At 62.3% G+C, this 15,080-nt stretch carries 11 protein-coding genes and 1 riboswitch; of the genes, 7 read left to right on the top strand and 4 right to left on the bottom strand.

The genetic code is table 11. The annotated features are described in order from the left end of the window. The first annotated feature begins 11 nt into the window (after positions 1-11). Both gcvP and NW826_RS09205 read left to right on the top strand, forming a co-directional pair. Positions 12-2,978, top strand: a complete 2,967-nt coding sequence (gene gcvP, locus NW826_RS09210) for an aminomethyl-transferring glycine dehydrogenase (RefSeq protein ID WP_414509965.1) — start codon at positions 12-14, stop codon at positions 2,976-2,978. Further along, complete coding sequence (locus NW826_RS09205; RefSeq protein ID WP_414509964.1) at positions 2,975-4,588, top strand: glycoside hydrolase family 3 protein; 1,614 nt, start codon at positions 2,975-2,977, stop codon at positions 4,586-4,588. Before gcvP ends, NW826_RS09205 begins: the two co-directional genes overlap by 4 nt. Here the strand turns inward: NW826_RS09205 and fabD are convergent. From fabD to hmpF, 4 genes are all read right to left on the bottom strand, one after another. Next, entirely contained in the window at positions 4,566-5,435 is an 870-nt protein-coding gene (fabD, locus tag NW826_RS09200) for an ACP S-malonyltransferase (RefSeq protein ID WP_414335103.1), read from the bottom strand. The two genes, NW826_RS09205 and fabD, sit on opposite strands and share 23 nt — an antisense overlap. 4 nt (positions 5,436-5,439) lie before the next feature. Continuing rightward, positions 5,440-6,447, bottom strand: a complete 1,008-nt coding sequence (locus NW826_RS09195) for a beta-ketoacyl-ACP synthase III (protein WP_414509963.1) — start codon at positions 6,445-6,447, stop codon at positions 5,440-5,442. A 5-nt stretch (positions 6,448-6,452) separates the two neighbouring features. After that, the gene (plsX, locus tag NW826_RS09190; protein WP_414335101.1) at positions 6,453-7,544 is read right to left on the bottom strand and encodes a phosphate acyltransferase PlsX; all 1,092 of its coding nucleotides are present in this window, start codon (positions 7,542-7,544) and stop codon (positions 6,453-6,455) included. Positions 7,545-7,753: 209 nt separating this feature from the next. Next, positions 7,754-9,487: a pilus motility taxis protein HmpF gene (hmpF, locus tag NW826_RS09185; RefSeq protein ID WP_414335100.1), complete on the bottom strand. Its 1,734-nt coding sequence runs from the start codon at positions 9,485-9,487 to the stop codon at positions 7,754-7,756. Between the two features lie 352 nt (positions 9,488-9,839). Here hmpF and trpC point away from each other — a divergent pair, with 352 nt between their 5' ends. From trpC to NW826_RS09160, 5 genes are all read left to right on the top strand, one after another. Further along, the gene (gene trpC / locus NW826_RS09180) at positions 9,840-10,739 is read left to right on the top strand and encodes an indole-3-glycerol phosphate synthase TrpC (RefSeq protein WP_414509975.1); all 900 of its coding nucleotides are present in this window, start codon (positions 9,840-9,842) and stop codon (positions 10,737-10,739) included. Between the two features lie 40 nt (positions 10,740-10,779). After that, entirely contained in the window at positions 10,780-11,019 is a 240-nt protein-coding gene (locus NW826_RS09175; protein ID WP_414509962.1) for a DUF5340 domain-containing protein, read from the top strand. 64 nt (positions 11,020-11,083) lie between these two features. Then, entirely contained in the window at positions 11,084-11,278 is a 195-nt protein-coding gene (locus NW826_RS09170) for a heavy-metal-associated domain-containing protein (RefSeq protein WP_414337475.1), read from the top strand. 127 nt (positions 11,279-11,405) lie between these two features. After that, positions 11,406-13,736 carry a heavy metal translocating P-type ATPase gene (locus NW826_RS09165; protein ID WP_414509961.1) on the top strand — a complete coding sequence of 777 codons (2,331 nt, stop codon included), beginning with the start codon at positions 11,406-11,408 and terminating at the stop codon, positions 13,734-13,736. 58 nt (positions 13,737-13,794) lie between these two features. Then, a riboswitch (cobalamin riboswitch) is annotated at positions 13,795-13,931 on the top strand. A 29-nt stretch (positions 13,932-13,960) separates the two neighbouring features. Continuing rightward, a complete protein-coding gene (locus tag NW826_RS09160; RefSeq protein WP_414509960.1) occupies positions 13,961-15,031 on the top strand; it encodes a sirohydrochlorin chelatase in 1,071 nt (356 codons plus the stop codon). Positions 15,032-15,080 lie beyond the last annotated feature (49 nt).

The following is a 15,080-nucleotide window of genomic DNA, read 5'->3' as shown; positions in this document are numbered from 1 at the left end:
TGTTTTGCCCCATGTCCGACTCCACCATCCTCCATCCCCTCAGCCCCTCTGGCCGGGAGACGTCTCAACCCCTCTCTGACGCCGATCCAGAGCTGGAGCTGCTAGAGCAGAGAGAACTCTTCGTCTGGCGGCACATCGGGCCAGACGCCCAGCAAATCCGTCAGATGTTGCAGGCCTTGGGGCTGAGCTCTCTACGGGAATTAGTGGATAAGGCGGTGCCGGCGGCGATTCGCAGCAGCCGACCCCTGCACCTGGGATCCCCCAGCAGTGAGCAGCAAGTGTTGGCAGAACTGAGGGCAATGGCGGCCCAGAACCAGGTGTGGCGCTCCTTTTTGGGCATGGGCTATTCCAACTGCCTGACGCCGCCGGTGATCCAGCGCAACATTCTGGAGAACCCCGGCTGGTACACCCAGTACACCCCCTACCAGGCGGAGATCGCCCAGGGGCGGCTAGAGGCCCTGCTCAATTTCCAGACGATGGTGATCGATCTAACAGGCATGGAGATCGCCAATGCCTCCCTGCTGGACGAAGCCACTGCCGCCGCTGAGGCTATGAGCCTGGCCTATGCCCTGGCAGGCAAGGGATCCCAGGTCTTCTGGGTGGATCGCGGCTGCCATCCCCAGACCATTGCCGTCGTGCAGACGCGGGCAGAGCCCTTGGGGATCCAGGTGCGTGTGGCGGATCCTTTGCAGTTAGAGCTGGAGAACGGCTTTGGCGTGCTCTTGCAGTATCCCAACACCTATGGAGAGATCCGGGATTACCGCAAGCTGGCGGAGCAGGCCCACCAAAGAGGGATGGTGGTGGCCGTAGCTGCTGACTTGCTCAGCCTGACTCTCTTGCAACCGCCAGGGGAGTGGGGGGCAGACATTGTGGTGGGATCCACCCAGCGCTTTGGGGTGCCCCTGGGCTACGGCGGCCCCCACGCTGCCTACTTTGCCACCCGCGAGGCCCACAAACGGCTGCTGCCGGGGCGGCTGGTGGGGATCTCCCAAGATGCCCAGGGCAGGCCGGCCCTGCGCCTAGCCCTACAAACGCGGGAGCAGCACATCCGCCGCGACAAGGCCACCAGCAACATCTGCACCGCCCAGGTGCTCTTAGCGGTGGTGGCCTCCATGTATGCCGTCTATCACGGCCCGCGCGGCCTGCGGCAAATTGCCGAACGCATCCATCGCCAGGCCCATCACCTGGCCGCCGGGATCCGGGATCTGGGCTACAGGGTGGGGCCAGAGTATTTCTTCGACACCTTTTGGGTGAAGGCAGAGTCCCCCGAACAGGTCGGCCAGATCCAAGAGCGGGCCGCCCAGCGGCGCATCAACCTGCGGCGGATCGACGAGACAACTCTAGGGATCAGCGTGGACGAGGCCACAACCTCTCAAGATCTGCGCGATCTCTGGGAAATCTTCGCTGGCTCCAAGGAGCCAGCCTGGGATCCCGAAGGCCTGAGTTCGGATCCCCACCAAAGCCTGCCGCCTCAGCTCTTGCGCACCACCCCCTACCTCACCCATCCGGTGTTTAACCGCTACCACTCGGAAACGGAGCTGCTGCGCTATATCCACCGCCTGCAGAGCCGGGATCTCTCCCTTGTCCACTCCATGATCCCCTTGGGCTCCTGCACCATGAAGCTAAACGCCACAGCCGAGATGCTGCCCATAACCTGGCCGGAGTTTGCCCAGCTCCATCCTTTTGCGCCTCTGGAACAAGCTCGCGGCTATCAAACCCTCTTTGCCCAGTTGGAGCGAATGCTGGCAGAGATCACGGGCTTTGCCGGCGTCTCCCTCCAGCCCAACGCCGGATCCCAGGGGGAATATGCCGGCTTGCTGGCCATTCGTCGCTACCACCAGGCCCGCGGGGAAAGCCAGCGCCAGGTGTGCCTGATCCCCACCTCCGCCCATGGCACCAACCCCGCCAGCGCTGTCATGGCCGGGATGCAGGTGGTGAGCGTGGCCTGCGACAGGGCCGGCAACATCGACCTCGAAGACCTGCGGGCCAAGGTGGAGCAGCACCGGGAACGGCTGGCCGCCCTGATGATTACTTACCCCTCCACCCATGGGGTGTTTGAGGAAGGGATCCGCGAGATTTGCCAGATAATCCACGAGGCCGGGGGGCAGGTGTACATGGATGGGGCCAACCTCAACGCCCAGGTGGGCCTCTGCCGTCCTGCTGAGTTAGGGGCCGATGTCTGCCATCTCAACCTACACAAGACCTTCTGCATCCCCCACGGCGGGGGCGGGCCGGGGGTGGGGCCCATTGCCGTTGCCCGTCATCTCCTGCCGCATTTGCCCGGCCACCCGTTTTTGCCTGGTTGCAACGGCCCGGTCAGTGCTGCCCCCTGGGGCAGCGCCAGCATCCTGCCCATCTCCTGGGCCTACATCCGCCTCATGGGATCCGCCGGCCTTACCCTGGCCACCCAAGTGGCCCTCCTCAACGCCAATTACATCGCCAAGCGGCTGGATCCCTACTACCCGGTGCTCTACAAAGGGCCGGGGGGATGGGTGGCCCACGAGTGCATCCTGGATCTGCGCCCCCTCAAAAAAAGCGCCGGCATTGAGGTCGAGGATGTGGCCAAGCGGCTGATGGACTACGGTTTCCACGCCCCCACCATCTCCTGGCCGGTGCCGGGGACGATGATGGTGGAGCCCACCGAGAGCGAATCCCTAGAAGAGCTGGATCGCTTCTGCGAGGCAATGATTGCCATTCGCCAGGAGATTGCTGCCATTGAGCGGGGCGAGATGGATCCCGTGCGCAACCCCCTTAAACTTGCCCCCCACACCGCCGAGGTAGTGGTCACCGATCACTGGGATCGCCCCTACCCTCGCTCCCTAGCCGCCTACCCCCTCCCGTGGGTCAAAGACCGTAAGTTCTGGCCCAGCGTCAGCCGCATCGACAACGCCTACGGAGATCGCCACCTGGTGTGCAGTTGTCAGCCCTGGCTGGAAACCCGATCCTTTAGCAGTGACGTCGAAGGATATCTGCTTTGACACGCCCGATCTCTTTTCCTGCCGCCGAAGTGGATCCCAGGGCTTGGAGCCTTGAGGAAAAAGTTGGGCAACTGTTCCTGGTTTATTTTGAGGGAGCCGAGTTTTCCCCTGCCCTCGAGGAGATGATCCGGAACTGCCACGTGGGCGGTCTGATCTTCTATTCGATTGCCGGAAACATTCAAACGTTGCCCCAGGTAGCCCAACTCATTGCCGCAGCTCAAGCACAAGCCCGTATCCCCTTGTGGATAGGCATTGATCAAGAGGGGGGGCCGGTGGTGCGCCTCACCGAGGGGGTAACCGTGTTTCCCAGCGCCATGGCGGTGGCAGCGGCGGGATCCCTGGCGAAGGCGGAAGCGATGGCCCGTGCGGTGGGAACGGAGCTGAAAAGTTTGGGGTTTAACCTCAACTTCGCCCCCGTTGTGGATGTGAACAGCAACCCCCACAACCCCATTATCGGCATCCGCGCCTTTGGGTCGGATCCGAAACAGGTAGCGGACTATGGCCTGGCCCTGTGGCGTGGCTACCGGCAAGCCGGGATCCTCTGCACGCCCAAACATTTTCCCGGCCATGGGGACACCGACCTCGATTCCCACCTGGGGTTGCCGCGGGTGGATCGCCCTCTGGAGGCGCTACAGGCCACGGAGCTGCGCCCGTTCCAGGCTTTGATCCGGGCAGGCACAGAGGCGATGATGACGGCGCATGTGGTGATGCCGGCTCTGGGATCCGCTAGCGCTACGCGACGCTTCCGCGAACGCGACAGCAGGACGCAGTCTTTGCGGCCGGCAACGCTGGCCCCTGAGGTGGTGTCGGGTTGGTTGCGGCAGAAGCTGGGGTTCAAGGGGCTTGTTCTGACGGATTCCCTGACCATGGGGGCCGTTGCCCGCAGCTATGGCATTCCCGAAGCGGCAGAACTGGCCTTCCGGGCAGGGGCCGATGTGCTCCTATTTGGGGCTGATCCCGGCTTTAGCCCGGCCATCCAAAAAGAAGCCTACGCCCATCTGCTGCAACAGTTTCGCGCTGGGCATTTGTCAGTTGAACAATTGGATCGGTCGGTGGAGCGGATTTTGAACTTGAAGCGGCGCTACGGACTGGGATCCCCCTGCCCCCCTTTCCCCTCTGCCGACCTGGAAGAGCACCAAGCGCTGGCCCGCCAAATCGCTCAAGACAGCATCACGCTCCTGCGGGGATCCCTGCCCCCTTTGGCCCCCGACCCGCTGCTCATCACTCCTGTGCCTCTTCTGGGGGATCTTCTCCAAAACGCCCGGCCTGCTGCTCAAATTCTCAAGATCAGCCCAGAGCCTACCCCTGAGGATTGGCAAACAACCCTGCAAAGGGCGTCAAGAGCTGACCAAGTGCTGGTGGGCTCCCTTGATCTATTTCGTTACCCACTTCAGAGGGAGTTGCTGGGATCCCTTCCTCCCGAAAAGGTGATCGGGTTGGCTTTGGGATCCCCCTACGATGCCTTTGCCCTGCCCCAGATCCCGGTTTATTTGGCCTGCTACGGCTCTACCCCTGTCTCGCTGCAGGCGCTGCTCCAGGTGTTGCTGGGGCAGATCCCGGCCCGGGGTCGCTTGCCGGTGGAATCCCTTAGCAGCGGTCGAGGCTGCTGATGTTGCGCCGCGCCAGGGTGGGCACTGTTCGCTTCACCAAGCCCGTCAGGACATTGCCGGGGCCGATTTCCCACACCTCTTGGATGCCGTCGGCAGCCATCTGCAGCACTGTCTCTCGCCAGCGGACAGGGGCGGTCATCTGGGACAGCAGCGCCTGCTTGAGAACCGCGGGATCCCGGCTGGGGGTGGCGGTGCAGTTGCTGTAGACCGGCACTCGCGGAGCCTGAAAGTCAACCGCACGCAAGGTGTGGGCAAAGGTTGCCGCCGCCGCCTGCATCAAGGGCGAGTGAAAGGCGCCGCTGACTTTGAGAGGAACGGTGCGCTTGGCCTGCAACTGCTCACAAACAGCCTGCACCCCCTCGACCGAGCCGCTGATCACCACCTGATCCGGGCTGTTGTCGTTGGCCAGGGTAACTTCAGGGATCATCTGGCACAGGTGCTCCAGCTTGTCGCGATCAAACCCCATCACCGCCGCCATGCTGCCCGGCGGATCCCCTGCGGCTTCCATCAATCGGCCCCGCAGCGCCACCAGCCGCAGGCCAGTCTCAAAATCAAATACCCCGGCGGCGTAGAGGGCGCTATATTCTCCCAAGCTGTGGCCGGCTGTGCAGGCGGGAGCCTGCCCCTGGGCATAGAGATAGTCCGTCAGCAGGGCCGACACCGTAAACAAAGCCGGCTGCGTGTAGACAGTTTGATGGATCTGCGCTTCCGACAGCGCCAAGGGATCCCATCCCAGCATCTCGCGGGCCCAAGCCAACTTCTGGGCCGCCCCTGGCCAATCTTGTAAGTCTTTTCCCATCCCCACCGCTTGGGATCCCTGGCCGGGATAGATCCAGGCAACGGTCATCAATTCATTTCCCCCAACGAAAGACAATCGCTCCCCAGGTGAGGCCAGCGCCAAAGCCCGCCATCACCCCCAGATCGCCAGCGCCAAAGCGCCCCTGCGCGATCCAGGTGGCCAAGGCAATCGGCACCGAAGCGCCGGAGGTGTTGCCGTACTGTTCCAGGACGCTGGCCACCCGTTGTGGATCCAACTGCAAGCGCTTGGCCACGGCATCGAGAATGCGCTGGTTGGCCTGGTGGATAAAGTACCCCTGCACCGCCTCCGCCGGGATCCCGGCCCGAAAGAGAACTTTCTCGATAATCTCCGGCACCACCTGGACGGCAAATTTGTACACCTCGCGGCCATTCATGGCAATGGGGCAGCAGCGGTATTGACCCACCTGCAGGGATCCCACCAGGGGCCTGACCTCGGTGGCCATGGACAAGCTGAGCAGCTCGCTGCCGCTGCCATCGCTGCGCAGCTCAATGCCGAGGATGCCGCCAGCTCCCGCTTCCCCCGCTTCCAGCACCACCGCCCCCGCCCCATCCCCAAACAGGACACAGGTGGTGCGATCCGCCCAATCCACCGTGCGGGAGAGGACATCCGCCGCCACCACCAGCGCCCGCCGGTACAGACCGGTTTGCAAAAACTGCGCTGCTGTGGCCACGGCAAACACAAACCCTGTGCAGGCTGCCGTCAGATCAAAAGCCACCGCCCCCGTTGCCCCCAGCGCCGCCTGTACCTGTGGAGCCGAGCCGAAGCGATCGACGGCGGTGGAAGTGGCCAGCAGGATCAAATCCAATTCTCGGGGCGGGATCCCGGCTTGATCCAGAGCGGCCCTTGCCGCCTGAGCCGCCAAGTCCACCAAACTCAAGTGGGGAGGGAGAATACGGCGTTGACGGATACCAGTGCGGGGCCAGATCCACTCATCGGAAGTTTCCACAATCTGGCTGAGGTCTTCGTTGCTCAGGCAAGGCTCCGGCAGGGCAGCCCCCACCCCCACCAGCCGCACCGTTGGGAGGCCATTGCTGGGCATGGACGCTATCCTTCCACCCGATCCAAAGGTCGCAGAGGCAGCACCTCTGAGCTGCAGTCAGAGGCAGACTGAAAAGGCCGGGCGCGCCGCTCGGAACTGAGATGAGACTCGCGAGGATCGGCCATTTCCGCTTGCAGTCGCTGCAGGATTTTTTGCTCCGCCGCTTCTTTGGCCAAACGAATGGCATGGTAGACCATCGGCGCCTTGGAGCTGCCGTGGGTAATGACGCAGATGCCGTTCACTCCCAGCAGCAGAGCGCCGCCGTATTCCACATAGTCCATGCGCCGCTTCACCTGCTTAAGGTTGGGCCGCAGCAGCCAGCAGCCCAGCTTGCCGCGCCAACCGCGGGGCAGCTCCTCCCGCAGCACCTGGGTGATCACCTGGCCGACGCTTTCGGCAAACTTGAGCAGGGCATTGCCGACAAAGCCGTCGCACACCACCACGTCAAACTCCCCGGTCAGCACGTCCCGCCCCTCGGCATTGCCGGCAAAGTGGATCCCTGGCAACTGGCTCAAGCGCTGGTGAGTAGCCAGGGCCAAGTCGTTGCCTTTGTTGGGCTCCTCGCCGATGTTGAGCAGGCCCACCCGCGGCTTCTCGATCCCCAACACACACTGGCAGTAAAGGGATCCCATGCGGGCAAACTGTTCCAAAAAGCGGGGCCGGCAGTCTACGTTGGCGCCCACATCCAAAAGCAGCACCGGCTTGCCCTTCAAAGTGGGCAAAAGAGCGCCGATGGCGGGACGGTCGATTCCCCCCAGTCGGCCCAAATTGAGGTAAGCTGCAGCCATCGCTGCCCCGGTGTTGCCGGCGGCCACCACCGCATCCGCCTGGTTGGCCCGCACCTGTTGCATCGAGACGTTGATGGAGGCTTTGGGCTTCTTGCGCACCATCAAGGGCTCTTCTGCCATGCCCACCTTGTCCTCAGCGGGCACAAGGGTGATCCCGGCGGGCAAGGGCTGGGGCAGAAAGGGCTTCAGGGAATCCGGGCAACCCACCAGTGCGATCCCGACCCGAAGCTGTCGATGGGCCAGCAAGGCACCCTTGACGATCTCCTCGGGAGCATAGTCACCCCCCATCGCATCAACCGCAATTCGCACGAGCCGACCTCACATTGGAATGTCCTTGGCAACCGCAAGCAAGAACCGGAGCAAAGCGCAACAAGCTCTGCAGTTCCCCTGCCCAAAAGCTGGGAGCCTCAATGGCTGCAGGATGCTACCGAATTTTACCAGATTTGTTCTCTTCGTTAAGACTGCAGATCCTGCGCCGAAACAGAAGGGATCCGTTGGAGCCGGCTCCCCCCACCCTCTCAAGCCTGAGTGAGGGCAGCCAAAAGAGAGTGGACCTGTTGGACGTGGGCGTGGGCCGCGGAGTTTCTCGCCTGGTGTTGGCCCAGCTCCGCCTCCAACTGCGCCAACTCTCCTGCCAACTCCGCCCAGCGATCTCGCTCGGGGTAGAGGGTGGCCTGCAGGTGGTTGAGGCGGCCCCAGGTTTCGGCCATCGCCTGGGTGCGCGCCCGCAGGGATCTCTCCTCCTGCTCCAGTTGTTGCCACTGCTGCTGCAATTCCTGCTCTTGGCGGGCCAGTTGCTCCTGTTGAGAGGCCAGGGAGGATTCCAGTTGGTGAACGAGGGTTTGCAGACGGTTTTTTTCCTGAAGAAGATCCTGCTTCTGGCTGCCGATCTGCTCCAGGATCGGCCCGATATCCACTTGAACCGGGGCGGCAGCCTGATTCTGAAGCTGCCTGAGACGGGCTTCCTGGCGGGCCAGCTCTTCGTATTCCCGCTGCAGGTTTTTCTCCTGGGGCGCCAGGGCCTCTTCCAGGGCGCTGCAGGCAGACTGGGCGTAGTCAATATCCATTTCAATATCGAACCGCTCCTCGGGAGAGGCGGTGGCCAGCCGCTCTTGCAGCTCCCGCAGGGTCTGCCGGTTTTGCTCCAGCTCCGCCCGCTGCTGGCTAACCTGGGCTGCCCGCTGCTCATAATCGCGACGCAGTTGGCTCACCAAGGCCGCCAGCTCCTCCACCGAGATCGCCGACCCTGAGGCACCTGGCCCGCCATTGCTGCTGCCATCGACGATGAAGTCGTACTCCTGCACCAGACGATAGGCTTTTTGGAACAAGCTCTCTTGGGATTGCAACTGCTGGAGGATCCTCTGCAGGTGCTCTTGATAGGCTCGCAGGGATCCCTGCCGGGCTTGCCATTCCGCTTGACCTTGTTCTAGGGATTGTCGGGATCCCCACCAAGCCGTGCGGCGTTCTTGCCAAGCGCGGTGGTCCCGATCCAGCTCCTCTTGCCGGGCTTGGGCCTGCTGACGTTCTGCCTCCAATTGGACAATCTCTTGATTCAAGTGCTCCTGCTGCTGCTGAACCTGGCTTTTTAGGCTGTGCAGAAGCGCCAAGGGATCCCCGGCCGGATGCAGGCTCTCCTGAAGCTGCCGCATCAAAGCCTGGAGCTGGGCTGCTTCTGCTTCCCCCAAACGGCTGGAGCGGGCCTCTTGCAACTGAGCTTGCAACTCTTGCCGCTGCCGGTTCAGGGCTTCTCGCTGTTCCCCGATCAGGCGCTGTTGTTCGGCCAGGTAGGCTTGCTGGGTCGCCAGTTCCTCTTTGAGGCTGTCCAGGAGCTTGCGCTCTTCCTCCACGCCCTTGTACTGCTCGTACAGCCGCCGCACCTCCTCTTCTTGGGCTGCCAATTCCATCTCGCGGCGAGTCAGCTCATGCGCCTGAAAAGTGAGAGACTGTTTCCAAACTTCGATCTCCTCTTCCTGGCTGCGGGCTTTGTCCTGCAAACGGCTGAAATTTTGCAGGTAGGTTACCAGTTGACGGGCGGCTTCGTTGATGCGGGCAACCTGACGGTTGCCGGAGATTTCCGCCAGTACCAAGGCCCCATCCTTGAAGCGACCGGCCTCTTGGGCAATGCGGCCTTCCAGGGTAATGGATTCTTCGTTCACGGCCACCCAGGTGTTGTCCTGCTGCTGCTTGGCCAGCAATTGCAGAGATGACTTAGCAAACCCAATCGGCTTGGATAGCTCTGCTAGGTACAGCACGCCTGAACTCCTTCAAAACAGCATGGACAGCAATCTTCCCAACTCTGCTCAGCCGAGCCTTTGCCCACGATCGGCAAAAAAGAGGGACGGAACGACTGCCGGAGCAAAACTCCCCAGAGCGCAAGAGGCTGCGTCAAGCTTCTCGACTACGTTTACTGTTGATTTTGATTCCACATCGCTCTGGGCAGCGCTTCAGCTCTACACTCAACCATAGGGTAAAAGAAACACCTTTGCCAGAGGCGGTTTGGGGATATTCGGGGTAGCTATTCAAACCGACCGCAGAGCACTAGAGTAGTCTAGGGTGAGGTGTAGAGTTCTGTTCAGGGGTGGTATGGAGCTAGAAGGTGAGCCGCTGGCCGTTCGTCGGCGTTCTCCTGCCCCGCCGGTCGTCGTCGCCTCTCAGGTGTACCAGACAACAGCGCCGGAAGCCAAACCGCGCCACATTTTAGAGGAGATCATCTGGCACAAAGAGCAGGAGGTGGAGCGCCAGCGGGAGCAGCTCCCCTTGAAGCAATTGCAGCAGCAACTGGATCAAGCGCCGCCGGTGCGGGATTTTGTGGCGGCCCTCACCCAATCTCCTCATCCGGTTTCTCTGATTGCCGAGGTGAAAAAAGCCTCCCCCAGCCGTGGGGTTCTCCGGGATCCCTTCGATCCGGTGGCCATTGCCCAAAGCTACGAGGCGGCGGGAGCCAGTTGCCTGTCGGTGCTCACGGATGAGCGGTTTTTTCAGGGCAGCGGCGAGTATCTGCGCCAGATCCGCCAGGCAGTCGGGATCCCCATCCTGTGCAAGGAGTTCATCCTCTACCCTTACCAAATCCTCTGGGCGCGTACTCTGGGGGCGGATGCGGTGCTGTTGATTGCTGCCATTCTCTCGGATGCGGATTTGGGCTATTTTCTCAAGCTGATCCAGCAATTGGGCATGGCAGCTCTGTTGGAGGTGCACACTTGCCAAGAGTTACAGCGGGTTTTGGGCTTGCCGCAACTGCACCAGGCCAAAGGTCAGGTGTTGATCGGCATCAACAATCGGGATCTCAAAACCTTTGCGGTGGACTTGAACACGACGCGGGATCTCTTGGCCGCCCACCGGGATCGCCTGGGCGATCTGCCGGTGGTCAGCGAATCCGGCATTCACTCTCCTGCCAATCTGCAGCAGTTGCGGAGCTGGGGGGTGCGCGCTGTGCTGGTGGGGGAAGCGCTGGTAACGCAGCCGGATCCCGGCCAAGCCGTCCGCTCCCTGTTGTCACCCCAGTAAACCCAGGATTGTCAATGGATCCCAAGAATGGCCTAGATCGATGAAACGTATTCCTGTGCCAGCTCACGTCCACTACGAATTTCTGCTGCGGGTTCTGGAGCGGCAAACGTTTCCGGCGGTGGAGGAACAGGATTTCGGCAATCGAGCCCGCACGCAAGAGCTGATCAACTCTTTGCGCAAAGCCCTGACCCAACAGTTGCAACTGGAGGAGGAGTGGCGACAGCGGGGCTATCAGGTGGATTACCGCTGGAACATAGAGGAGCCTCAGCCACCCTCTTGACCTTCCAGCCCACTGGAAGGTTTAGCATCAAGCAGGTGGCATTGGGTTGGGGAGGCTTCCCAGGATGCAAGTTGTTTTGACGGTGCCCAAGCTGGCCTGCGCGGCTTGTGTAGATACCATCACGCAGGCGGTGCGGCAACGGGATCCCCAGGCCCAAGTGGAAGCGGATCCCAAGACCAAGCAGGTGCGGATTACGTCTGAGCGAGCCGACAGCGACTGGCGGCAGGTGCTTGCCCAAGTGGGCTATCCGCCGGCCTAGCGATTTTTCCCCTGCCCGGCGGCGTCGGCAGGACAGAGTTCAGAGGTGGGTTTTTCCCCTTGTGGGGGGAAGAGAGCTTTTGCGTCGCTTTTTCTTTACTACCTAAATTTTTGCTCTGAGGACAGCCATGTCTGATTCTGGTTCCCATTCCGCTGCCCCCGGCCTGTCCGCTTCATCTGCTGGCGGCACTTGGCGCTTGGCCATCCAGGGCATGAGCTGTGCCTCCTGCGCTGCCGGCATTGAACAGGCCCTGAGTCGCGTGCGGGGCGTTACAGCCCAAACGGTCAACTTTGCCAGCGAGCAGGCCATCGTCCGCGGGGATCCCCGGCTGGTGAATCCCCAAGCATTGATCCGGGTGGTGGAGCAGGCGGGGTATCGGGCGCGCTTGGTCGAAGACGATTGGCAACAGTCGGATCCGGACGACACAGAACGGATCGCCCAATGGGTGGCGGAACGGGAATTGAAGCTGAAGGTGGCGATAGGAGTGGGCCTCAGCACGGTGCTGCTGATCGGATCCCTGCCGATGATGCTGGGGCGGGAGATCCCCGGCCTGCCCCCCTGGCTGCAGGATCCGTGGTTGCAGTTGCTGCTGACGGCGCCGGTGCAGTTTTGGGTGGGCCAGCATTTTTATCGTGGCGCCTGGGCGGCTTGGCAACGGCGCTCGGCGGACATGAATACCTTGGTAGCTTTGGGAACGAGCGCTGCTTTTTTCTACTCCCTTTTGGCGACGGCTTTCCCCGACTTCTTTCATCGCCAGGGCCTGCACCCGGATGTGTATTACGAAGTGGCGGCGGTGGTCGTCACCCTGGTGCTGGTGGGCAAGTGGATGGAGCAGCGGGCCAAAGGGCAAACCTCCGAAGCCATTCGCAAGCTGATGGGGTTGCAGCCGAAAACGGCAAGGGTCATCCGCGACGGGGTGGAGCAGGATATCCCGATTGCGGCGGTGCAGGTGGGGGATCGGATCCGGGTGCGCCCCGGTGAGAAGGTGCCGGTGGATGGGGTCATTCTAGAGGGATCCTCCAGCCTGGACGAGTCGATGGTAACTGGCGAGAGCCTGCCGGTGAGCAAGTCGGCAGGAGATGAGGTGATCGGGGCCACCCTCAACCAGACGGGCAGCTTTGTGATGGAAGCGCGGCGGGTGGGCAAAGATACGCTTCTGGCCCAGATCGTGCGCCTGGTGCAGGAGGCCCAGGGATCCAAGGCCCCCATTCAACAAGTGGCGGATCGGGTGACCTCCTGGTTTGTGCCGGCGGTGATCGGGGTAGCCATTCTAACTTTTGTCCTCTGGTGGGGGCTGGCGGGCAATTCGACGCTGGCCTTAGTGAACACCATTGGGGTGCTGATCATCGCCTGCCCTTGTGCGCTGGGGTTGGCCACCCCCACCTCGATCATGGTGGCGACGGGGCGGGGGGCGGAATTGGGGATCCTGGTAAAAAGCGCCGATAGCCTGGAATTGGCCCACCGCTTGCGCACGGTGGTCTTGGACAAAACCGGCACCCTCACCGAGGGCCGTCCCAGCGTCACCGATATCTGGACGCCAGGCTCTTCTCCCCTAGCCCTGTTGCGCCTGGCAGCAGCAGTGGAACAATACTCGGAACATCCGCTGGCCCAGGCGGTGGTGCAAAAAGCCAAAGCCGAAGGCATCTCAATCCCGTCGGCCCAGCACTTTCAGGCAAAAGTGGGCGAGGGGGCAGAAGCCTGGGTGGAGGGGCAGCAGGTGCGCATCGGTCGGCTGAGCTGGCTGGGGATCCCGTGGGATCCCTCTTGGTCGGAGCGGGTTCAGACCTGGGAAAGCCAGGGCAAAACGGTGATCGGCGTGGCGCAATCCCATCGTCTGGTGGGGCTGTTGGCCATTGCCGACCCGATCAAACCCACCTCCCCCGCCGCGGTGCGCCAGCTGCAGGAGATGGGCCTGGAGGTGATTCTGCTAACCGGGGATAACCCCACCACCGCCCAGGCCATTGCTCAGCAGGCAGGCATTCGCCGGGTGATCGCCCAAGTCCGTCCCGAGCAAAAGGCAGCCTACATTCGCCAGCTCAGACGGCCCCGACACCCGGTAGCGATGGTGGGAGATGGCATCAACGATGCGCCGGCACTGGCAGAAGCCGATGTGGGGATCGCCATCGGGACGGGCACCGATGTGGCCATAGCCGCCAGCGACATTACCCTGATAGCCGGCGATTTGCGGGGCGTGGTCACCGCCATTCAACTCAGCCGCGCCACCCTTGCCAACATCCGCCAAAATCTCTTCTTCGCCTTTATCTACAACACCCTCGGGATCCCGATTGCCGCCGGGGCGCTCTACCCCTTCACCGGCTGGTTGCTCAACCCCATGCTGGCGGGGGCGGCCATGGCCTTGAGCTCTGTTTCTGTAGTGGCTAATGCCCTGCGGCTGCGGCATTTTCGGCCCTCACCCCCAACCCCTCTCCCAGCCCTCACCCCCTGCCCCTCTCCCTGAGGGAGAGGGGAGCTAGGGATCAAGGTAGGGGGCCGGGGCTATCCCCCCAGGGGGGCTTGGTGAAGGACAAGCGGCAAGCTAACCTAAGAGGCTCGGGCAGATTGGGGAAAGCGCGGTGCAAATCCGCCACTGTGACGCAACTGTGATGGGATCCCTCCCTCAGCCAGAACACCCACCTGCCCTTGTCCTGTACCCCTTGCGATTCACAAGGAACGGAGTTTTTTGTGTTGAATACCCTCCCTGTTTCCCCTCCCCTTGCGGCTGGGCAGTTTCCTTCTCCTCCATTGCCCCTCTTGCTCATCGGCCATGGATCCCGCGACCCGGAGGGGCAGCAAGCCTTTCTGGAGTTGGCCCAAGCGTACCAATCCCTCACCCCCCAGCGGCCGGTGATCCCTTGTTTTTTGGAGCTGGCGCAGCCGAGCATCGCCCAGGGGGTGGAACAATGCTTGGCCCAAGGGTGGCAGGAGATCGTGGCCCTGCCGCTGTTGTTGTTTGGGGCGCGCCACAACAAGTTCGACGTGACCGTGGAGCTGGATCGCCTGCAGGCCCTCCACCCGCAGTTGCGCATCCACTACGGGGGGCCGCTGGGGATCCGCATCGAGATCTTGCAACTGCTGCGAGATCGCTTGGCCGCTTTGCTGGCTGCCCAACCGCGGCAGATCCCAGGGGCGGAAACGGTGTTGCTGTTTGTCGGTCGCGGCTCCAGCGATCCCGAAGCCAACGCCGAAGCCTGTAAGCTGGCCCGGCTGCTCTGGGAAGGGTCGGGGTTGGCCGCCGTAGAGACCTGCTTTATCGGCATCACCCATCCCCGCCTGCCGGTGGGTCTGGAGCGGGCCTTGTCCTGGCAGCCGCGCCGGGTGATCGTGCTGCCCTATTTTCTCTTCACAGGGGTGCTGGTGAAAAAAATCGAGGCGGCGGTGCAAGAGCGGCGACGCTGCCACCCCGAGATCGAGTGGCTGATGCTGCCGGAGTTGGGTCTTGTGGATACGGTGCTGCACAGCCTGCAGCAACTGGAGCAGGAAGCCCTCCAGGGCCAAACCCCAATGAACTGCCACCTCTGCAAGTTTCGCCTGGCGGTGAGCGCAGAGCTGGGAGTGGGGCATACTCATCACCATGACCATCAGGATCACCCTCACGCGCAGGGATCCCATCACCACCACCATCATCATGACCATCATTCCCATGGGCAGGGATCCCATCACCATCACCACAACCACGGCCATGCCCCCGCAGCGGCTGCGGATCCCTGGGCTCAATTAGAGGATTACCACCGACGGGCTTGGCAAGTGCCTTAACGTAAGGTGCGGAATTCCCCACCGTCTATACGGTGGGGATGGATAGCAC

Source organism: Synechococcus sp. OH20 (genome assembly GCF_047502685.1).
In the GTDB taxonomy this organism is placed as follows: Bacteria; Cyanobacteriota; Cyanobacteriia; order Thermostichales; family Thermostichaceae; genus Thermostichus.
The sequence above is the reverse complement of the archived record's forward strand: the minus strand, read 5'-3'. Positions and strand labels throughout refer to the sequence as shown.